The 20,012-nt window shown below is 62.0% G+C and carries 15 protein-coding genes; 5 read left to right on the top strand and 10 right to left on the bottom strand.

Annotated features, from left to right (window positions below):
- Nucleotide 1 precedes the first annotated feature (1 nt).
- The 5 genes from F8N43_RS02840 to F8N43_RS02820 all read right to left on the bottom strand — a co-directional run bounded on the left by F8N43_RS02840 (nucleotide 2) and on the right by F8N43_RS02820 (nucleotide 10,072).
- Nucleotides 2–622 (bottom strand): SCO family protein, encoded by a 621-nt coding sequence (locus F8N43_RS02840; RefSeq protein ID WP_150639308.1) that lies wholly within the window; start codon nucleotides 620–622, stop codon nucleotides 2–4.
- The gene (locus F8N43_RS02835) at nucleotides 619–1,275 is read right to left on the bottom strand and encodes an SCO family protein (RefSeq protein WP_150631456.1); all 657 of its coding nucleotides are present in this window, start codon (nucleotides 1,273–1,275) and stop codon (nucleotides 619–621) included. The genes F8N43_RS02840 and F8N43_RS02835 overlap by 4 nt, the downstream gene beginning before the upstream one ends.
- 13 nt (nucleotides 1,276–1,288) lie before the next feature.
- Nucleotides 1,289–3,241, bottom strand: coding sequence for a cytochrome D1 domain-containing protein (locus F8N43_RS02830; protein ID WP_150653175.1), 1,953 nt, complete (start codon nucleotides 3,239–3,241; stop codon nucleotides 1,289–1,291).
- Nucleotides 3,242–3,443: 202 nt separating this feature from the next.
- On the bottom strand, nucleotides 3,444–9,257 hold the full coding sequence (gene mnxG / locus F8N43_RS02825; protein WP_150653174.1) for a manganese-oxidizing multicopper oxidase MnxG: 5,814 nt from the start codon (nucleotides 9,255–9,257) through the stop codon (nucleotides 3,444–3,446).
- Nucleotides 9,258–9,463: 206 nt separating this feature from the next.
- The gene (locus F8N43_RS02820) at nucleotides 9,464–10,072 is read right to left on the bottom strand and encodes a lytic transglycosylase domain-containing protein (RefSeq protein ID WP_150631453.1); all 609 of its coding nucleotides are present in this window, start codon (nucleotides 10,070–10,072) and stop codon (nucleotides 9,464–9,466) included.
- Nucleotides 10,073–10,266: 194 nt separating this feature from the next.
- On the opposite strand from F8N43_RS02820, the gene gspG reads away from it, so the two are divergent.
- The 3 genes from gspG (at nucleotide 10,267) to F8N43_RS02805 (ending at nucleotide 12,557) form a co-directional block, all read left to right on the top strand.
- Nucleotides 10,267–10,716, top strand: a complete 450-nt coding sequence (gene gspG / locus F8N43_RS02815; protein ID WP_150639304.1) for a type II secretion system major pseudopilin GspG — start codon at nucleotides 10,267–10,269, stop codon at nucleotides 10,714–10,716.
- 12 nt (nucleotides 10,717–10,728) lie between these two features.
- On the top strand, nucleotides 10,729–11,916 hold the full coding sequence (locus F8N43_RS02810) for a type II secretion system F family protein (protein WP_150653173.1): 1,188 nt from the start codon (nucleotides 10,729–10,731) through the stop codon (nucleotides 11,914–11,916).
- Between the two features lie 149 nt (nucleotides 11,917–12,065).
- Nucleotides 12,066–12,557, top strand: a complete 492-nt coding sequence (locus F8N43_RS02805; RefSeq protein WP_150653172.1) for a hypothetical protein — start codon at nucleotides 12,066–12,068, stop codon at nucleotides 12,555–12,557.
- An 85-nt stretch (nucleotides 12,558–12,642) separates the two neighbouring features.
- Here the strand turns inward: F8N43_RS02805 and F8N43_RS02800 are convergent, their stop codons facing one another.
- Nucleotides 12,643–13,539, bottom strand: a complete 897-nt coding sequence (locus F8N43_RS02800; RefSeq protein WP_150653171.1) for a LysR family transcriptional regulator — start codon at nucleotides 13,537–13,539, stop codon at nucleotides 12,643–12,645.
- Nucleotides 13,540–13,699: 160 nt separating this feature from the next.
- Between F8N43_RS02800 and F8N43_RS02795 the strand changes: the two genes are divergently transcribed.
- Together F8N43_RS02795 and F8N43_RS02790 are read left to right on the top strand one after the other, a co-directional pair.
- Nucleotides 13,700–14,719 carry an alpha/beta hydrolase gene (locus F8N43_RS02795; protein ID WP_150653170.1) on the top strand — a complete coding sequence of 340 codons (1,020 nt, stop codon included), beginning with the start codon at nucleotides 13,700–13,702 and terminating at the stop codon, nucleotides 14,717–14,719.
- A 101-nt stretch (nucleotides 14,720–14,820) separates the two neighbouring features.
- Complete coding sequence (locus tag F8N43_RS02790; protein ID WP_150639299.1) at nucleotides 14,821–16,248, top strand: mechanosensitive ion channel family protein; 1,428 nt, start codon at nucleotides 14,821–14,823, stop codon at nucleotides 16,246–16,248.
- Nucleotides 16,249–16,371: 123 nt separating this feature from the next.
- On the opposite strand, the gene ycaC is transcribed toward F8N43_RS02790, so the two are convergent.
- The 4 genes from ycaC to F8N43_RS02770 form a co-directional block, all read right to left on the bottom strand.
- On the bottom strand, nucleotides 16,372–16,998 hold the full coding sequence (gene ycaC, locus F8N43_RS02785; RefSeq protein WP_008032694.1) for an isochorismate family cysteine hydrolase YcaC: 627 nt from the start codon (nucleotides 16,996–16,998) through the stop codon (nucleotides 16,372–16,374).
- Nucleotides 16,999–17,066: 68 nt separating this feature from the next.
- Nucleotides 17,067–18,905 (bottom strand): amidohydrolase, encoded by a 1,839-nt coding sequence (locus F8N43_RS02780; protein WP_150653169.1) that lies wholly within the window; start codon nucleotides 18,903–18,905, stop codon nucleotides 17,067–17,069.
- Nucleotides 18,902–19,492: an antibiotic biosynthesis monooxygenase gene (locus F8N43_RS02775; RefSeq protein WP_150631445.1), complete on the bottom strand. Its 591-nt coding sequence runs from the start codon at nucleotides 19,490–19,492 to the stop codon at nucleotides 18,902–18,904. Before F8N43_RS02775 ends, F8N43_RS02780 begins: the two co-directional genes overlap by 4 nt.
- The gene (locus F8N43_RS02770; RefSeq protein ID WP_150653168.1) at nucleotides 19,485–19,901 is read right to left on the bottom strand and encodes a DoxX family protein; all 417 of its coding nucleotides are present in this window, start codon (nucleotides 19,899–19,901) and stop codon (nucleotides 19,485–19,487) included. Before F8N43_RS02770 ends, F8N43_RS02775 begins: the two co-directional genes overlap by 8 nt.
- Nucleotides 19,902–20,012: the final 111 nt, after the last annotated feature.

Raw genomic sequence — 20,012 nt, 5'->3', positions numbered from 1 at the left:
CTCAGCGACCGGCCACAGGCATTGTCAGCAACTGCAAGCGCTGGGCAATGGCGGCAGCCGGGGCATCCGGACGGATTTTGCTCCAGCGCTTGTTGGCTACGTCACCGACAATCAGCTGCGTTGAATGTTGCTCGGGGGTCGGCACAATCTGGCCGATGCGCCCCAGCACCAGGTCCATTTGTGCCTTGTCGCCGGTGAGAAAAAGCCAGTGGGGCCCATCGACGCCCTGCTTCAAGGTGTAAGCCTTGAGTACCGCCGGGGTGTCCCGCAGCGGATCACTGGTAAGGGAGATGAATGTGATGCCGTCCGCCTTGTCGCCCAGCAACTCACGCACTTCCTTGAGTTTGCGGGTGATCAGCGGGCAGGCATCGTTGCAACTGGTGAAAATCACGTTCAGCAGCACCACGCGGTTTTGTAGTGCGTCGCTGTAGAAGCGCAGGGTTTCGCCGTTCTGGTCCTGCAACGGCGTGTCGGTGAACCAGGTTTTCGCATCGCGCGTGCCGCTCGCCGGTGGTGCAGCCACCTGCGCCGGAGCGGGTTCTTCGTGCCCTTCATGAGCGAAGGCCATCGAGCTGAAAATCCAGAAGCACAGACTCAGGGCAATCCAGTCGACAGCTCTCATGGCTGCTGCTCCATGGCGATGGCAGTGTGTTTGGCGTGGGCATTGCGTTGGCCGCTGAGTTTTTCCACTTCACGGGTCAGCACGGCCGGATCGGTGAAGCCGTAATAGCGCGTCCAGTGGCGACTGTTGCCGTCGCCGACGAGGATCAGCGGCTGATGATTTTTGAAGTCACCGCTAAACGAGCCGAGGCCTTTGAGGGTGGCATTGATGGACTGCGAACTGCCAGTCAGCCAGCTCCAGCCCGGACCGTTCTGGAAGCTGCGCGCGTAGTCGTTCAGGCGCTGGGCGTCATCGCGCTGCGGGTCGATGCTGATCGATACCAACTGCACCTCGGTGCCCACCCGGGCGCCCAGCTGTTTCTGCACTTTGCCCATGATCGACGACACCACCGGGCACACCGTGGTGCAACTGGTGTAGATGAAGCTCATGACCACGATTTTGTTGGCCACCAGGTCCTGTTCCAGACGCACCGGTTTGCCGTTCTGGTCCACCAGCGCGACGTCGGCGAACTTGACCTGGGCGCTTTCCGAACGGGCGCTTTTGGCCGGCATGTCGTGCCCGGCGTGTTCATCCGCCGAGTGCGCCAGGGCTTGCCCAATGCCGACGGCCAACAGGCAGAACGTCAGCAGTCCACGGTGTGCGAATCGGTTCATGTCGATTTCCTCTTCAACGGGCATCGCCGGGCAGGACCCGAACGCTGGCAAAGGTCTTGTCATCGAAATTCGCGCCAAGGGACGCCGCACGCACGTGCAGGTACCAGGCGCCGTTCTGGTCGAGCGTCACTGGGGCTTCGTAGATTCCGTTACCGACCTCAAGGGCCGCGACTGTTTGCGCCCGCGACGTCGGCGCGCGGAAGTAGCGCACCTGAACGTCCTTGACGCCGCTGCGCTGAGCTTTGTGCTGGCCCTGAACGATGCGAAAGCGCACGGTGTAAGGACTGCCGAGGGCGGCGGTGGCTTTGTCGAGCATGAACTCGACTGTCGGCACGCCGGGGTGCTGGGCGAGGCGGCCATCGGGCTCAACCAGCGTCGTGAAGCAATGGATGATGTTCGGTTGATTGAGCAGGAACGCCACGTCGAAACGCCCCGCCGGCGGCAGTTTTATCCGCGCGCTGTATAGCCCCGGCTCGACTTCGCGCAGGCTGCGGTCGATGACCATCGCCGCCCGCGCCACTTGCCCGCGATTGGGGTAACCGGACATCGGCGCGTTCATGCCTTCGGCATAGAAATAAGTGGTGTTGTCCACCGGGTTGACCACGAACACCGCGTTGTCGTCCCGCGACACCGCGAGGCTCGACGCCAGCGGCAAATCACCCGCCAGCCGTGGTGCCTGCGGCCCGGCTTCAAAGCCCTGGCTGATCGGCGTGCGGCCTTCACCGAGGGACGACAGGTTGATCATCGTGACTTTGGCCGAAGCCAGTCCGCGCACGTAGGCGTAGGCCTTGGTGAACACCACTTGATAAGGCTCGGCGGACACGTCCAGTTCATGAACCAGCGAGTCGGTGGCGGCGTCGATCACGGCCACCTGGTTTTCCAGGGTGTTGAGGACGATGCCGAATCGTCCATCGGCGCTGAAACCCATCGGGCCCAGGCCCTGTTTGATTTTGATCACACGGCGCACGTCGAGGCTGGCGGTATCGACCACGGTCACGGTGCCGTCCTTGCCGTCGGCGACATACACCGCCTGGGACAGTGGCGAGTACGCCACCGACAAAGGGCGCGTGCCGGTCTTGAGTTGTTTGCTGAGGGTCAGGCTGGCGATGTCGATGATGCTCAGCGTGCCGTCGTCGCGGTTGGTCACGAAGGCAAACCGGCTGTCCTTGCTGAAGGCGATTTCGTGATGGCCGGCGCCGGTGGCCAGGTGTTTGAGCGGCTTCAGGCTTTGGCTGTCGATCACCGTGACCCCGGATGCTTCGGCCTTCGGCGCATTGTTGCCGACCCACAGCAGGCGCTCGTCCGGTTGCAACGCTACGCGCACCGGATGGCTACCGGCCGCCACCGAGTCGATCAACTTGAATTGCTCGCTGTCGATCACCGCCACTTCGCCAGCGGTGGGCATGGAGACGAACACGCGTTTGTTGTCCTTCGGGGTGACCCAATCCATCGGCGGCTGCTTGAGGTCGATGCGCGCCATGGTGCTGGTGATGCCGCCCACCGAGACCGATGGGTCGACCACCGAAACGCTGGCATCACGGTTCATCACCAGCAGGAAATAGCTGTTGAGGTCCAGTAACGGTCGCGCACCAATGCTCGATTTGAGGAATACGCCGACCCGTGATTTGCAGCTGCGTTCGCGGCCCTGGGCCTGGTCGGCCGCGACCGCTTCGGGGTCCAGCCAGGCACCGGGATTGACCCCGGAAAGGGGTTGGCCCGACGTGCTGTCACTGACCCGGAAAAGCACGTCGGCAAACTCGCCTTCGCGCAACACGCCATCCTCGGCCAATGGCCGCACTTGCAACGCTACGGACACGCCGTCACGCTCCAGCGTCTGACCGCTCCAGGTGTCCGGCAGCGCCACCTCGCTCAGCATGTCCGGCGGTATCGTGCGCCAGACACCCAGCCAGATCAGCGCCACCCCGACAACCAGTGCACAACCGACGATTCCAATGGTCCTGTTCATTTCACCTCTCCCCTTACAGATCTGCGCCTGTCTTGCGGCCGCCATCGCTGGCAAGCCAGCTCCCACCATTTGCACCCTGCAAACCCGAACCCTTGTAGGAGCCAGCTTGCTGGCGATGAGGCCCTCACGCCGTGCATCAATCTCGAGACCGCCATCGCCGGCAAGCCAGCGCCTACAGGGCGCGTTCACTCCATAACGGTTGCTACGGTGCCGGCGCCGGTTCGGGTTCGTTGGTCACGCGCAACAGCCCCCACAACCCGGCGGTGTTGCCGTACGCGGCGTAATCGCGGAACAGGTAGTCGCCCGGTATCGCGTTGCTGCCCCCGGCGCTCGGGTGCATGAAGCTGAAGTGCGCCGCCGGCAGGATGCTTTCGTGGGCACCGATGTACATCGACATCGGGTTGTAGCCGAACCGCACCGAACCCACGCCTGGCGTCATCATCGGATAGCCACCGGTATCGCTCTTCTCCGACTGGAACGGGTTGACCGACCAGACATGCCCGTCGAGCTGAAAGGTCGTGCCACGGCTGCCACCGGTGGGCATCAGGATGTGCGTGCGGAACGGTTGCCCCGGTTTTACATACAGCACCGGCGTCTGCGGATCGCCGCCCACCAGCGCATTGCTGAAGGCCATGTGCGCGTTGACCACGTCACCATAACCATGGCCGTCGGCGTGACCGAACGGCGCATCCGGTGGTAGGCCGAAGCGGAACCACATTGGCTCGGTCTTGTAGTTGATGGCCATGCTGGAATTGTCCTGCGGATCGGTCGGTACCCCGGCCTCCGAGGCAATGCCTTCCACCGGACGCCCATTGGCCCAGCGTATATTCAACGCCTTCTGCCAGACCATCGTAAAGTCGCGGTAGCTGGTCTGTGCGGGCGCAGTGACGGTCGCGTTTACCTTGCGCGCATCCTCAACCCAGGTGGCGCCGATCGGCAGGACGCTCATTGCACCACCCAGGCCTTTTTGCGGCTGCTTGATCACATCTGCCGGGGTGAAATTCAACCCGCCAAATTCCACTGCCGTAGCGTTGATGTTGTCGACACTGCGGCCCAGTTGCGTGATCGGCTTGCCTTCACGTTCCAGGTGCCCGGCGTAGTACTGATAGGTACGCGTCGGGTACGCACCAACGGTGCCGACGCGGGGTGGCACGGTCTGGATCGGGTTGGTGCCGACGTTGGTGCCGTCGGATTTGGTGATATCGTACGCCAACAGTTGCGCGTGCAGACCGACATGGCTGGACGGCCGCATCAGGTTGTTGCTGAAGGTGGTAGAGCCTTCGCCATTGTTGCGGTCACGCTTGACCATGCCCATCACCGACGCCGTCTGGGTCAGGTCCGGCATGACCAGGGGCAGACGGTTTTCCAGGGTGATGTTGATGCAGTCCCCTGCCGTCGCGCGCAGCACCAGCGGTTCGACCGGCACACCGGGTTTGAGCTTTCCGGTGATCGGGTCAAGGTCGCCCTTGCGCACATAGAGGATTGCCGTCGGGTCATGCAACGGCCCGCTTTGCCCGCCGATGGTGAAGGTTGTTCCGTCTTCGGGGTCGCTCACTGTCACCTGAGGAATGCTCACTGGGCGTGAGTTGAACACCAGGGTGCCGCCTGCCGGGTTCAACGCCCCGCCGACGTGTTGAGCGAGCCCGGCTGGATCTCCGATGGTCAGGCCCAGCGGGTTGCCGAGAATATCGTTCGCCAGCGCCGCGACCACTTCATAGTTGCGTTGCACGGTTGGCCGGGTGCCGATGCCGTTGGGGTTGGCGCTGTACCGTGGGCAGGAACCGTCGAACGCCACGGTGTTGCGCATACCCGCCGGTTTCGGGTTGTTGGGCAGCGCGAACAGGTCGCTGCGTTGCGCGGTGTAGTTACGCATCACGCCCCAGATTCCGCTCCAGTAGCCTTCGATCGACGCGTCCATCGAGTACAGGTAGTCACCCGTCGTCGCCGCCGAACTCGACAGCATCGAGACCGGCGCAATGAAGCCCATCTGCTCGGAGATCCCGATCATCTGCGACGCACGCCAGCCGGAGTTGGAGCTGTTGCCGAATCCCGAGCCGCTTTGCAGCCACTTCACGCCGTGCAGGGTCACGTTGTGCTCTTCTTCGTGACCGCCGGCATGCACCCGCAGCCGTACGTTGTCACCGGTGTAGGTGCGCAGCATCGGCGTGAACGGGTCGCCCGGTTCGGCGCCGCCGCGGTTGATGTGCGGTGGGAACTGAGTGGTGCCGCCGGTCGGGCCGGTGGCAGCGGTAATGAGGTTCGGTGCCAGGTTCATCGCCGGGATCGCACGGTCGGTGCGGCTTTGCATGGCATACGCCAGGTCGCCGCCGAGGCCATCGGCCTGCATGCCGCGCTTGCCGTCGGGGCCGACCTTGTTCGGGTTGTACACTCGCAGGGCCAGTGGTTCGTTGCGGTAATTGACCACGAACATGCCTGGGTCATCGACCGAGATGGCTTGTGGGCAAGGCCGGCTTGGACAGCCCGGCATCAAGCCACCACGGGCCTCGACTACCTGCTCAAGCAGCGTCTCGGCTTCTTTGCGCACCGGCGGGTTGATGGCGTAGCGGAAGCTGTCGGCAGTGGCCGGAAAGGCTTGCGCGTCAGGTATACCGTCAGGACCGGCGCCCACGTACACACCGGCTTCATAGGCGTGCTGGAAGTCGCTGTATTCGAGGAAGAACTCGCGGAAGCTGTCGTTCTTGCCGTCGCCGTCCAGGTCGCCGGTGGACACCACCGCTTGCCATGAGGTCGGCCCGCCATCCTGCCGCGCGCCGCTGTACAACGGCTCGCCGGTTTCGGCGTGGAACCAGGTGGAACCGGCCGGCTCAGCCAGTACAGTGGCGTACAGACCAATCTGTTGGTGAGTCGATGGGCCGAGGTGGTCGTGGGTGAAAATGGTCCCCAGGCCACGGTCGACACCTTTGGAGTTCACCACCGGATCGACAAACCAGCGCTGCATCGCCGTCCGCGCGCCGACCCAGTCGGCCCGGCCGAACTGCCCGAAGTACGGATGATTTTTAGCCTTCGGACAAGCAGGTGTGCCCTCACGCGGGTCGCTGCCCGTGCATTGGTTGAACTCTCGAATGGCGTGGATGCGCTCCTGCACCGCACCGGGGGAAAGTACGCCGTCTTCGTAGTTCCAGCCGTTGGCCGAACCGTCCGCCGCCGTCAGGTCCCACTTCGGCAAGTGAATGTGCTGGCCGATCACGTCGGTCGGCGTGCGCACTTGATAGTCGTCCATCTCATAGATGGCCGGCACCAGGTTGGTTTGCTGGTATTGCACGCAGTCGAAAGTGTTCATGCGCATCACCAAAGGCTCTGGCGGACGCTGCTTGGTGATCACCGGCCAGGCGTCTTCCCAAAGCGCCAGGATGCGTGCTTGCGGGAAGTGGTAGCCGACCTTGTTGTACACCGCGTCGAACTGGATGTTCGCCGCTTTGTAGACCCGTGGCCGGTCAGCCGTGAAGGTCGAAGACCCGCTGAACGACATGCCGTCGAGCCGTTCGCCACTGGCAAACTCGCCCATGCCGGCGCTGCTGGTCAGGCGCTTTTGCCGATCATCCATGCACGGTTCGTAGTAAGGCGCACCGGCGGTTGGCAACGCGCCGTTGGTGCGGAAGTTGCGCGCGACGATTTGATTGCCAGGCAAAACGGCAAAGCTTGGGTGGTCCTTTTGGGCGTGGAATTTCATGGCCGCCTGTTCGACTTCGGTACCTTCTTCGGGCATGTAAATCGGCTTGGCGCGGGTCACTTCCTTGGAGAAATCCAGGGACGTGGTCACGGTGCGCGCCACGCCACCGGCCGAGAATCCATCGAGGGAGTGACGCCCCAGACCGCCGTCCCAACCACCGGACTGCGCCGGGTCAAGATTCGCCCACAAGGCATTGCCACTGGTCTTCAAGGCCTGGGCCTTGGCGGCGTCGAGCATGTCCAGCGGTGGGGTCGGTGGACGTTGGCCAACCGAACTTTCCATGCCGCCGATCCAGAACGGATAACCCGGGTTTTTCAGGCTGCCGTCGGCATTGCGATTGGCTTCGCTGCGATCCACCAGCGCCAGGGAACCGATGGCTTGCGGGCCAGCGTTGCCGCCCTGGTGCTCACCGTCATCGTCATCATTGCCGGCCACCAGGGTCTCGCCGATTTTCGGCACCACTGCGACCTTGCCCGGCATCGGCGCCATGGCTTTGCCCGGTAGCGGCACCACCGCGGGTATCGGCGTACCGGCAATGATCTCGCCATCGGGCAAGGCCCGGGCACCCGCGGCCGGTTTGCCGCTGCGCAGTGCGTAAGGCTCGCTGTGATAACCGTCGGCGCCTTGCTGGGAAACTTCCAGTTTGGTGCCTTCTTCAAATACATCGTGCACCCGCCACATGCTCCACATGCCCTGGGCGAAGTGCGGATAGAAGTGGCAGTGATAGATCGCATCGCCTGCTACACGGTTACGGTTGCCCGAACCGCCGTTGGCAATTTCATAGGTGTAGCCGGCACCCGGACCGATGCCTTGGGCGTCCACATAGTCGGAGTTGTCGTCGTTGGGATTGAACAACCACTGGTGCCCGTGCAGGTGGAAGATATGCTGCTCGTGGCCGTTGTGGGTGTTGCGGAATTTGACGAAGTCACCGATGTAACTGTGGTTGACGTTGGACGGCTCGGACGGATACAGCGCCATGGTCGCCTTGACCCCGACCTGATCGGCGCGCGGTGTTTCACCCGGACGAATGTTTTCCAGACCGGCGTTGGCCGGCACATCCACCAGCATCGCCACGTCGCCGACGGTGTGCGAGCTGAGGAAGAATTCTTCATAGGCGCAGGACAGGCAATCGTGCATCGGCCCGACACCCAATCGGTTGGCCACCACCTCGGCGCCCATGCCGCCGGAACCGTAGTTGATCATGAACGAGTCGCGAGCCGGCTCCAGCACATGGGCCATGACCGGGTCTGCCCAATAGGCAGGGAATGCCTGGGTTGCGGCGGTTTCATCCTGGAATTGCGAGGCGAAATCGCGGAACGGTTCCAGCCGGTTGGGCAGCGCCGGGTTGCGTTTGCCGATGGCTTCCAGCGGATAGGTCGACGGCGGGAAGCTGCCGTCGGCGTTGCTGCCCATGACGATCGCATCGCTCTCGCTGGAAATGATTTCGTTGCCGTCGACCATGTTGATGATCGGCGTGCCGGCCTTGCCTTCACGAATCCACGGTTCACGCTGCGGGTAGCGCGCCTGGTAATCGACAATCGGCTGACCGGTCGGCGTGCGGCCGCTGCTGGCAAGGCGCATTTCTTCTTCGGTCACGGTGTTGCGATAGGCGCGGCCACCCTTGGGCACCACCACCACTTCGCCGAACAGACCGTTGGCGACGTTGCCCGCATCGCCTTCACCACCGAACGTTGCACCGCGGCTGCTGGCGGCGAAGGCCCCTTCGCGCTCGGCGTACAAGGTGTAGGAACGGGTTGCGCCCGGCGGGATCAAGGTGTTGGCGTTGCGCCCGGTAAAGGACGCGATGTCATCGATGCTGTTGACTGCCTGCATCCCGTTGACCTGAAAGCCGACGTGGCGGTCGGTGACCTGCTCATCGACTTTGAAGTCCTCTGCAGCGCCGATTTCTACCTCGCCCTCAATCTCGCCCTCTTCCTCCCCCCCGTTGTCATGACTGCCGGGGTTGGCCTGGTAGGCCAGCAGGTTCTGCAGATTGATGGTCAGGCAATCACCAGCCGCAACCCTCAGCACCAACGGACGCGGACGCTTGTCGGGCCGCAGCGAAACCTTGCCCGGAACCGCCGCGCCACCGTGGGCCAGGGACATGTCATGGTCATCGACCACGTCACGCCGCAGGGCGAACATCATGCCGTTGGCGTTCTGTGCGCCGAGGCGGTTGAACATCAGCGGCTGATCCAGCGCCACGACGTTCGCTACCAGATTGCGCTCGCAGCGCAAGGCGGCTTCGGCCATCTCGACGCCCAGCATCGACGCCGTCAGCAGCAGCATTTTTAACAAGGACGGAACGTGGTGCATGCCGGTCATGATCGCGGGCCTCGCTGTGGGTGCTCACAGGGAATAATTCTCGACAAATCCTCTTGAGCAATCCGCATGCCATAAATATTGTTGTTTTTTTTCAGTTAGTTACATAAACGACTTGATAAGTCGGGGGATATTCCCCACCCATTCCCCACTTTTCGGTCGGGGCCACCATGCCCCACTGTTGGGGCAAGGTTCCCCACGTTCGCCCATCACAACGGCGCATCCACGGCCAAGCCTTGCAAGCGGCGGTATTGGCGCAACACGCTCGGTACATAACGCTGGGTTTCGGCGAACGGCGGGATCACCCCGCCACGGCTCAGCACCGCTTGCGGCCCGGCGTTGTAAGCCGCCACGGCGAGGGCGATGTCGTTGTCGAACAGGGTCATCAGGCGCTTGAGGTATTTGGCTCCGCCTTGAATGTTGGCCTTGGGGTCGTAGACGTTGGTCACGCCCATTTCGCGGGCGGTGTCGGGCATCAATTGCATCAGCCCTCCCGCCCCTTTGGCCGACCGCGCGCGGGCGTCGTAGGCGGACTCGGCCTGGATCACTGCATGCAACAGCGCCGCCGGTAATTCATTGGCCGTGGCGGCCGCCGACACCAGCTCGGCATAGGGCTGCCGGGCAATCATCTGCGGCTGTTGATCGAGGCTGACCAGTGACGATTCGGGCTCGCGAATCACCCGTTCATAGGTGCGACCTGGACGGTGGACATTGGACAAAACGTAGCTGCCCTTGCTGTCCACGGAAACGAACACATCGGCCTGAGCTGTACCTGCCAGCAGCACACAGCCGAGCAGTCCAGTGGTGAGTGTTTTCATTTTTCTGTCTCCCCTGACCGACCCCGAAAAATGGGGCTAATGCCCCAATGGCCGGTAGTGAATCAGCCGTACGCAAGCACTGTGCCGGAAGCGCAGAGGCCCGTGATTCAGGGGTTTCGCAAGGAAGTCAGGTGGTGAGCATGGCAATTGCATAAGCCTTCAGGCGACCCTTCTGCCGACTGTGTGAGGTCATCATGAATCAGCGTCTGTGTAGTGCCCCGCGTCACGGCTCACCGCGAGCTCAGCGCGGGTTCACGTTGCTTGAACTGTTGGTGGTGCTGGTGGTGCTGGGGCTGTTGGCCGGCATTGTCGCGCCGAAATATTTCGCCCAGCTCGGCCGCTCCGAAGTGAAGGTGGCCAAGGCGCAAATCGAAGGTCTGGGCAAAGCACTGGATTTGTACCGTCTGGAGGTCGGCCACTACCCGTCGACCGAACAGGGTTTGCAGGCGCTGGTCACCGCGCCCAGCGACGAAACCCGCTGGACCGGCCCGTACTTGCAGAAAAAATTGCCGCAGGACCCGTGGGGCCGCAATTACACCTACCGCTACCCTGGTGAAAACGGCGAATACGACCTGCTGTCCATGGGTAAGGACGGTCAACCCGGCGGCGAAGGCGAAAACGCCGAAGTCACCAGTTGGCAGTGACGGGAGGCGAGCATGCGTTTTCATCTCAAGGCCGTCGGCAAGACCGGCGTGGTCTCGATGACCGTCGAGGCCCAAGGGGACAGCGAAGCCCGACGCATCGTCGAAGAAAAGGGCCTGCGGGTGGTTAGCCTGCAAGCCGAAAGGCATTGGCGGGCATTGCGATTGCAAAAGCGCGAGACGTTCAACCTGGTGCTGTTCAGCCAGGAACTGACCACCCTGCTCAACGCCGGCCTGCCATTGATCGATGCGCTGGAAAGCCTGGCGGAAAAAGAAACCGCGCCACAGGCCCGCAAAACCTTGAGTGAACTGGTGCGCCTGCTGTATGAGGGCAAATCGTTCTCCCAGGCACTGGGTCAGTTGTCGGCAGTGTTCCCGCCGCTCTACGTGGCACTGGTGCAGTCCAGCGAGAAGACCGGCGCAGTGGGCGATGCCCTGGGTCGCTATGTCAGCTATCGCCAACGCATGGACGAGGTTCGACAAAAGATCGTCAGCGCTTCGATCTACCCCATGCTGTTGCTGGTGGTGGGCGGTGGCGTGGTGTTGTTTTTGATGGGTTACGTGGTGCCGCGCTTCAGCCTGGTGTTCGAAGGGCTGGGCAACAACCTGCCGTGGTTGTCGCAAGTACTGATGAGCAGCGGGATGTTCCTGCATGCTCATCAGGGCGAATTCTTCGGCGCCCTGGTGGCGATCGTCGTCGCCCTCGCCTTCCTCCAGCGCCAACCGGCCTTTCGCCGGAGTGTGGACCGGGTGATCGAAAAACTTCCGGCAGTCCACCAGCGCATCTTCATGTACGAACTGGCGCGCTTCTATCGTTCGCTGGGGATCCTGCTGCAAGGCGGCATCCCCCTCGTCACCGCCATGGGCATGGTCCGTGGCCTGCTCACCGTCGCCTCGCGTGTGCGCCTGGACCAGGCCTGCGAGCGGGTGCGCGAGGGGCAATCGCTGTCGGCGGCGCTGGAGCTCAATCATCTCGTCACCCCGGTGTCCCTGCGCTTGCTGCGTGCCGGCGAGCAGTCCGGCAACCTCGGGCAGATGATGGAACGCAGCGCCGACTTCTATGACGAAGAAATCAGCCGCTGGATCGAATGGTTCGTGCGGTTGTTTGAACCCTTGCTCATGACCTTCATCGGCCTGTTGATCGGGGTCATCGTGATCCTGATGTACATCCCGATATTCGAACTGGCCTCGAGCATTCACTGACCCCTGAAACAGGGTCGAATTGCCCCGTTCATCGCTCATCGAGGTGGCAACTGAATAAATCAGGACGTAGCGGTGTTCACCGACTGAATCGAGCAGCACGTTGCAGTGTTTATCAACGTTCAAATCTGAATAAGAAGACGGAGAACGGCATGCACATCAACAAGCTTTTACTGGCAGTAGCGATTGGCGCAGTGTTGTCGGCGTCGACCGTATTGATTCCGGACAGCCTGTCCGGTGTATCGAGCGCTCAAGCCAAGGATGGAGGGAGTGGAGGCGGTGGTGGTAGCGGTGGAGGCGGCGGTGGTCACGGTGGCGGTGGTGGCGGAGGCAGTGGCGGTAATGGTGGTGGTCACGGTGGCAGCGGCAGTGGTCATGGCGGCGATGGCGGTGGTCACGGTAGCAGCGGCAGCGGCCACGGCGGTAATGGCAGCGATCACAGTGGCAACGACCATGGCTCGGGGCGTTCCGGGCATTCAGCCGACTCAGGGCGACACAGCAATCACGCAGAACCGGGGGACGATCATGGGGTTCATCGTTCCGGTGAAATGGGCGATGACCACGGCGTTCATCGCTCCGGTGAAGTTGGCGATGACCACGGCGTGCACGTCGGTGGCGAACCGGGCGATGACAAAAGGACCTGATCACCATTGAACAAAGGTTCGCCACACATCCCCTGTGGGAGCCGGGCTTGCCCGGCTCCCACAGGGGATGTGTGCAATCAGTGATTTACAACCCATCCTCGGCCTGATCCAGCCGCTCGCGCAAAAACTCGATCAGCGCCTGCACCGGACGCGAGCTCTGGCGATGCTGCGGGTACACCGCCGACAACGTCAGCGGCTGCGGGCGAAACTCATCCAGCACCGGCACCAGCCGTCCATCCTTCAACGCGGCCCCGACAATGAATGTCGGCAGGTAAGTAATCCCCATCCCGGCCACCGCCGCATCCCTGAGCAACTCACCATTATTGACCCGCATCCGCCCGGTTACATTGACCGCCAGTGGTTTGCCCTGCCCTTCAAAACGCCATTGCACCTGACGACCGTGGCCGTAAGGCAGGCAGTCGTGCGCGTGCAGGTCCTCGGGTTTACGCGGTATTCCGCGCTCGGCCAGGTAAGCCGGGCTGGCGCAGTACACCCGCTGGATCGAAGCGATGCGGCGGGCGATCAGCGTCGAGTCTTCCAGTACGCCGATGCGCAACGCCAGGTCGTAACCCTCGCTGAGCAGATCCACCGGGCGGTCGCTCAAATCCACTTCCACCGTGACCTCGCGATAACGCTGCAAGAACACCGGCAGCAGGCAACCGAGATGCGCCAGCGCAAACGATAACGGCGCGCTCACGCGAATGGTGCCGCGCGGCTCGGTGGTCTGGCCGGCGATGCCCTGCTCCACCTGCTCGACTTTGCTGAGCAGCCGCAACGCCGACTCGTAATAACTCTGGCCCAGTGGCGTGACGTCCAGGCGCCGCGTGGAGCGGTTGAGCAAACGCACGCCCAAACGTTCTTCAAGTTGCATCAGGCGACGGCTGACGAACTGCTTGGACAGGCCCAGTTGATCGGCGGCCGAGGTGAAGCTGCCGGAGTCCATGACCTGGCAAAAAATACGCATGTCTTCGAACGGGTTCATTGTCGCTTTCCGGTTGACAGTTAAACGCTTTATAGCCGCTTTTTCCTTATCTGGCACCCTATTAATCTGTGTCCACGGTGTTGCTGAGGCCTGAACCCCAGCGCAGCAGCAACCTGCCCCTCAGGTAATCAACAACTCATTAACTAAAAAGGATTTCCCCATGAACATCGTCAAGAAAACCCTGACCGCTTCCCTCCTCGCCCTCGCCGTCGGCAACGCATTTGCTGCTGGCAGCCCAGGCGTTGAACACAACACCCAGGCCTTCCTCGAAGCCCTTGCCGCCGGTGGTGGCAAGCCGCTCGAGCAACTGAGCCCGAAAGACGCCCGTGCGGTGCTGACCGGTGCGCAAAACTCGGTGAAGGTAGATCTGTCGGGTGTGGACGTCAGCGATCGTGCGATCAAGGTCGATGGTCAAACCATCAACCTGAAAATCGTACGACCGGCCAAGGTCAAAGGTGAGTTGCCGGTGTTCATGTTCTTCCACGGTGGCGGCTGGGTGCTGGGCGATTACCCGACTCACCAACGCTTGATTCATGACCTGGTGGTCGGCTCCGGTGCCGTCGCAGTGTATGTCGATTACACGCCGTCACCTGAAGCGCACTACCCGACCGCGATCAATCAGGCCTACGCCGCGACCCGTTGGGTAGCCGAACATGGCAAGGACATCGGCGTCGATGGCAAGCGCCTCGCCGTGGCCGGCAACAGCGTCGGCGGCAACATGGCGGCGGTCGTCGCGTTGATGGCCAAGGAACAGAAAACCCCGGCGCTGCGCTTCCAGCTGCTGATGTGGCCGGTGACCAACGCACAGTTCGAAACCGGCTCGTACCAGCAATTTGCCGAGGGCCACTTCCTCACCAAAGGCATGATGAACTGGTTCTGGGACAACTACACCACCGACCAGGCTGAGCGTGCGCAGATCCACGCTTCACCGTTGCAGGCCAGCGCCGAACAGCTCAAAGGCTTGCCGGCAGCGCTGGTGCAGACCGCCGAGTTCGACGTGTTGCGTGACGAAGGCGAAGCCTATGCCCGCCACCTCGATGCCGCCGGGGTACCGGTCACGGCAGTGCGCTACAACGGGATGATTCACGACTTCGGCTTGCTCAATCCCCTGAGCCAGATTCCGGAAGTGAAAGCGGCGGTGCGTCAGGCAGCACTGGAACTCAAGACTCATCTGAACTGAGCCCCTTCGCCCCTCCCACGGTCATCGTGCGAGGGGCTTTTTCTGTAGGAGCCAGGCTTGCTGCGGGCGCCTGCAAAAACATTCTTCCGGAGCTCCCCCACATGTCCCTCATCTACGCTCATCTGCTGTCCTGGAGTGCCCTGCTGCTGGTGATCGACGCCGTGCTCTGGCACCTCGCGCCGTTCAAGCATCGCGTCACGCGGGTCGGTGTGCGCCTGGCGTTGTTCCTGATGTTCAGCGCGCTCATCATCAACGCCGGCGTCAGCCCGTTGCAGGCGCCGCTGTTCGCCGAGGACCGCGTGGCACAACTGGGTGCCACGGCGCTGGGGATTCTCTGGTGGTTGTACGCGGCGCGAGTGCTCACCGAAGTCATCGGTCTGGTACTGATGCGGCGCATCGGGCACAGCGGTCGGTTGCTGCAGGACGTCATCGGCGCGCTGGTGTTTCTGATCGCCATCGTTGCGGCTGCCGGTTATGTGCTGGAACTGCCGGTGAAAGGGTTGCTGGCAACGTCCGGGGTGGTGGCAATCGTTGTCGGCCTGGCGTTGCAGAGCACCTTGAGCGATGTGTTTTCCGGGATCGTGCTCAACACCACCAAGCCGTATCAGGTGGATGACTGGATCATGATCGACGGCGTCGAGGGCAAGGTGATCGACATCGACTGGCGTGCGACGCACCTGTTGACCAGCGCGGGCAGTACCGCGGTGGTGCCGAACTCGGTGGCGGCCAAAGCAAAGATCGTCAACCTGAGCCGGCCGACCAACATGCATGGCGTGTCGATCAGCATCCAGGTGCCCAACCACATTCGCCCGCGTCGGGTGCTGGATGCACTGGACCGCACGCTGCAGGGCAGCAGCAGTCTGCTGCTCAACCCGGCGCCGAAAGCGGTGCTGAAAGAGGCTGGCGAAAGCATGTCCGAGTACGTCGCCAGCGGGTTTATCGCTGAGCTGGGCAAGAAAAGTGAAGTGCGCAATCAGCTGTTCGACCTGGCCCACAGGCACCTCGAAGCCGCGGGAATTTCCCGTCAGCTCGACGGCGTGATTGAGCCGACTACCCGTGCAAGGGCGTTGCTGGATGAGGTGAAAATTTTCCGTTCCTTGAGTGAAGAGGAACGCGATCAGATGGCCCAATCGATGGTTGCGCAACAGTACGCGGCCGGTCAGGTGGTGCTGGAACTGGGTGAAGTACCGGACAGCCTGATGGTCATCGCCACGGGTGTGGTCAGCGCGACAGTGCCGGACGGCGCCGGGCAAACCGAAGCCGGACGCATGGGGCCGAGCGAAGTCATGGGTGAACAGAGCATCCTCACCGACACGCCGTCGCAGGCGACATTCACTGCGTTGACCTCGTGCATCATCTACCGGATCGACAAATCCCTGACCCGCAGCTGCATGGAACAGCGGGTTGAAGTGAGTCGGGCGTTGAACAAGTTGCAGGCGGTGCGGCAGCAGAACAGTCGGTTGGCGTTGCTGGCCAAACCGGTGCCGGTCAAGAAAGGTGGTTTTTTGGGGTGGTTGCAGAAGCGGTGAGTAAACCCTGTGGGAGCGAGCTTGCTCGCGACGGCGGTAGCAGATCCAACAGAGATGCTGGCTGATCCGCCGCTATCGCGAGCAAGCTTGCTCCCACAGGGAAAGCGTTGAGACCGAATGGAGTTACTTCGAGGTCAGCACCGAGTAGCTGTTCATCAGGTTGCGGTAGTTGGGAATGCGCGGCGACAGCAGGTTCGCCAGGCCTTCCATGTCGTTGCGCCAGTCGCCCTGCAGCTCGCACGCCACCGAGAACCAATTGACCAATTGAGCACCGGCCGCCGCCATGCGCGCCCACGCGGCTTGTTGCACGGTTTCGTTGAAGGTGCCCGAAGCGTCGGTCACCACAAACACTTCAAACCCTTCGGCCAGCGCTGACAGCGTCGGGAAAGTCACGCACACGTCAGTCACCACACCGGCGATGATCAGTTGCTTGCGGCCAGTAGCCTTGACGGCCTTGACGAAATCTTCGTTGTCCCAGGCGTTGATCTGGCCTGGACGCGGGATGTACGGCGCGTCCGGGAACTGCTCTTTCAATTCCGGAACCATCGGGCCGTTCGGGCCGTTTTCGAAGCTGGTGGTGAGGATGGTCGGCAGTTTGAAGAACTTGGCCACGTCACCCAGGGCCAGCACGTTGTTCTTGAATTCGTTCGGCGAGAAATCCTGAACCAGCGAGATCAGACCGGTCTGATGGTCGACCAACAGGACAACCGCATCGTCTTTATTCAGGCGTTTGTACGGAACGTTGCTCATGTGAATCTCCTCGATGGATGGGTGTTACATAGGGCGCCGACGCTGTGCATCGGCGCTTTTTGAGATCGTCAGAACGCGAAGCACGAGCAGCCAAAGGCGCCCCAGAAGCCGGCGAAATCGCTGACCGGCGCGTTCGACAAACGCGCCTTTTCATGACTGTGGGAATGCACGCCGCACGGTCCGCTGCAATGGTGAACCTGTGCCTGCATCGGCGAGGTCGGACGCCAGTGCCCCGGCACCTTCACCACCGGCGACCAGTCCGGCAGCACCGGCACGCTGGCAGGGCCGAGCTTTTCAAAATCACCGGCGGCGTACACCACCTTGCCGCCGACCACGGTCAACACCGATTCGATCCACTTGATCGCTTCTTCGTCGACGCTGAAAAAGTCCGCGTTCAGGGCCGCGACGTCTGCCAGTTGGCCGACCTTGATCATGCCTTTCTTGCCCTGTTCAGAAGAGAACCAGGCGCTGCCGTGGGTGAACAGTTCCAGCGCGGTCTGCCGGGACAGGCCCTCGGCGTGCAGCTCCAGGCCGCCGACGGTGCGGCCGCTGACCATCCAGTACAACGAGGTCCATGGGTTGTAGCTGGACACCCGCGTCGCGTCGGTGCCGGCACCGACCGGTACGCCTTCGGCCAACATGCGCTTGATCGGCGGCGTCGCTTCGGCCGCCTTGGCGCCGTAACGCTCGACGAAATACTCACCCTGGAACGCCATGCGGTCCTGGATCGCGATACCACCGCCCAGCGCCCTCACCCGCTCGATGTTCTGCGGGGTGATGGTTTCGGCGTGATCGAAAAACCACGGCAAACCGTTGAACGGAATGTCGCGGTTGACCTTCTCGAAGACGTCGAGCATGCGGCTGATGGATTCGTTGTACGTGGCGTGCAAACGGAACGGCCAACGCTGCTCGACCAGGTGGCGGACCACCGGCTCCAACTCGTCTTCCATGGTTTGCGGCAGGTCCGGACGCGGCTCGAGGAAGTCCTCGAAATCCGCCGCCGAGAACACCAGCATTTCCCCGGCACCGTTGTGTCGCAGGAAATCGTCGCCCTGATGCAGGGTCACGCTGCTGGTCCAGTTCTTGAAATCGGTCAGCTCTTCTTTCGGCTTCTGCGTGAAGAGGTTGTAGGCAATGCGGATGGTCAGTTGCTGGTCCTTGGCCAACTGCTCGATCACTTGGTAATCGTCCGGATAATTCTGGAAACCGCCACCGGCATCGATGGCACTGGTGAGGCCGAGACGGTTGAGTTCGCGCATGAATTGGCGAGTCGAGTTGACCTGGTATTCCAGCGGCAACTTCGGCCCCTTGGCCAGCGTCGAGTACAGAATCATTGCGTTAGGACGCGCCACCAGCATGCCGGTCGGCTCGCCGTTGCTGTCGCGCACGATCTCGCCTCCCGGCGGGTTCGGCGTGTTACGGGTGTAACCGGCCACGCGTAACGCAGCGCGGTTGAGCAAGGCACGGTCGTACAAGTGCAACACGAACACCGGGGTATCGGGCGCGGCCTGGTTGAGCTCTTCGAGGGTCGGCATGCGCTTTTCGGCGAACTGGAATTCGTTCCAGCCACCGACCACCCGCACCCATTGTGGCGTCGGCGTGCGGTCGGCCTGATCCTTGAGCATGCGCAAGGCATCGACCACTGACGGCACACCTTCCCAACGCAGTTCGAGGTTGTAGTTCAAGCCGCCACGAATCAGGTGCAAGTGCGAGTCGTTGAGGCCGGGGATGACGCAGCGGCCCTTGAGGTCGATGACCTGTGTGCCTGAGCCGCGCAGGGCCATGGCTTGGGCATCGGTGCCGACCGCAACAAAGCGACCATCGCTGATGGCTACGGCGCTGGCGCGCGGGTTTTCACGGTCAACGGTATGAAATTGGCCATTGAACAAAATCAGATCGGCGTTCATCGCGTTTCCTTGGGCTGAGTGGAGGGGGACAGCCAAGGCGCGAACAAGCGCGTCGCCATCGGCATGAACAGGTACACCACCGAAACGACGATGGTCAGCGTGATCAGGAACGTGGCGACCACGTAATTGGACAGAAATGCGTTGAGCCGCAGCAGCGGACCCCAGATCAGCGGTACCAGCAGGGTGTGCGGCAGAATCACCAGCAACGTGACCACGGCCTGCTTCCAGCGAGGCGGCGGTGAACCGGTTTCAGCCTGGGGCGCGAACCAGAATTCATTGACCGGGTTGACCTCGGTCTGGTCGCCATCGGCGAGCATTGGCGTGGCTTCGTTGACCAGTTCCAGCCGTTGCGGCGAATCGAGCCAGTGCTGCATCGCCTCGGTGGAGCAAAAGCGCAGCACGCAGGTGTACAGGTCGAGGCCGGCGTTCTTGCCGCGAATCACGTCGACGCCCAAGTGCCCTTCCTGCTGCCCGGCAATGCTGACGATGTTGCGCAACCAGGCTTCATAGGGCACTTCAAAACCAGCCTTGACCCGGTGCTTGATGACCAGGGTCACGACTTCTTCGAAACGATTGGATTCAGGCATAACGCAAAGCTCCGGAGAATCGGACATTGAGCGCCAGCCGTCCCGGCCCGGCGATTAGAAGGCTGGTGAACAGGATCAACAACAGCCAGCCGAACTGCCCTTCCTCGAGGCTCCATTGCGGATGCACCACCAGCAGTGCGATCCACAGAACAGACAAAATCGGCAGGCACGCCAGACGCACCAACACCCCGGCAATGATCAGCAGCGGGCACAGCACCTCGGCGAAAATCGCCAGCATCAGCGTGACGTTCGCGCCCAGGTGGAAAGGGGCTTCGATGACCAGCAGTTGAGCGCTGTAGTTAAGCAGCTTCGGCAAACCGTGCACCCACAGCAGAAACAAACCGCCGCAGACCCGCAAAAAAAACAGCCCGAAGTCCTGGGCTCGTTCATCCCGTTGCGAAGCGTTCATGGGCTACCTGCAAAAATGAAAAACCACCGGCGTCAAAGCGCCAGGACCTCATTCGATAATGCCGGTATGGGGGTGGGGAAAATTGAATGTACGTGCTCTTTTTATCAGCCG

The organism is Pseudomonas fluorescens (assembly GCF_902498065.1).
Lineage (GTDB): Bacteria > Pseudomonadota > Gammaproteobacteria > Pseudomonadales > Pseudomonadaceae > Aquipseudomonas > Aquipseudomonas fluorescens_BJ.
Note: the sequence above shows the minus strand (reverse complement) of the source record. Positions and strands in the feature narration are given on the sequence as shown.

Coding starts and splice junctions, on each gene's coding strand:
- F8N43_RS02840 (WP_150639308.1), bottom strand. CDS start 622: ATGAGAGCTGTCGACTGGATTGCCCTGAGTCTGTGCTTCTGGATTTTC.
- F8N43_RS02835 (WP_150631456.1), bottom strand. CDS start 1,275: ATGAACCGATTCGCACACCGTGGACTGCTGACGTTCTGCCTGTTGGCC.
- F8N43_RS02830 (WP_150653175.1), bottom strand. CDS start 3,241: ATGAACAGGACCATTGGAATCGTCGGTTGTGCACTGGTTGTCGGGGTG.
- mnxG (WP_150653174.1), bottom strand. CDS start 9,257: ATGACCGGCATGCACCACGTTCCGTCCTTGTTAAAAATGCTGCTGCTG.
- F8N43_RS02820 (WP_150631453.1), bottom strand. CDS start 10,072: ATGAAAACACTCACCACTGGACTGCTCGGCTGTGTGCTGCTGGCAGGT.
- gspG (WP_150639304.1), top strand. CDS start 10,267: ATGAATCAGCGTCTGTGTAGTGCCCCGCGTCACGGCTCACCGCGAGCT.
- F8N43_RS02810 (WP_150653173.1), top strand. CDS start 10,729: ATGCGTTTTCATCTCAAGGCCGTCGGCAAGACCGGCGTGGTCTCGATG.
- F8N43_RS02805 (WP_150653172.1), top strand. CDS start 12,066: ATGCACATCAACAAGCTTTTACTGGCAGTAGCGATTGGCGCAGTGTTG.
- F8N43_RS02800 (WP_150653171.1), bottom strand. CDS start 13,539: ATGAACCCGTTCGAAGACATGCGTATTTTTTGCCAGGTCATGGACTCC.
- F8N43_RS02795 (WP_150653170.1), top strand. CDS start 13,700: ATGAACATCGTCAAGAAAACCCTGACCGCTTCCCTCCTCGCCCTCGCC.
- F8N43_RS02790 (WP_150639299.1), top strand. CDS start 14,821: ATGTCCCTCATCTACGCTCATCTGCTGTCCTGGAGTGCCCTGCTGCTG.
- ycaC (WP_008032694.1), bottom strand. CDS start 16,998: ATGAGCAACGTTCCGTACAAACGCCTGAATAAAGACGATGCGGTTGTC.
- F8N43_RS02780 (WP_150653169.1), bottom strand. CDS start 18,905: ATGAACGCCGATCTGATTTTGTTCAATGGCCAATTTCATACCGTTGAC.
- F8N43_RS02775 (WP_150631445.1), bottom strand. CDS start 19,492: ATGCCTGAATCCAATCGTTTCGAAGAAGTCGTGACCCTGGTCATCAAG.
- F8N43_RS02770 (WP_150653168.1), bottom strand. CDS start 19,901: ATGAACGCTTCGCAACGGGATGAACGAGCCCAGGACTTCGGGCTGTTT.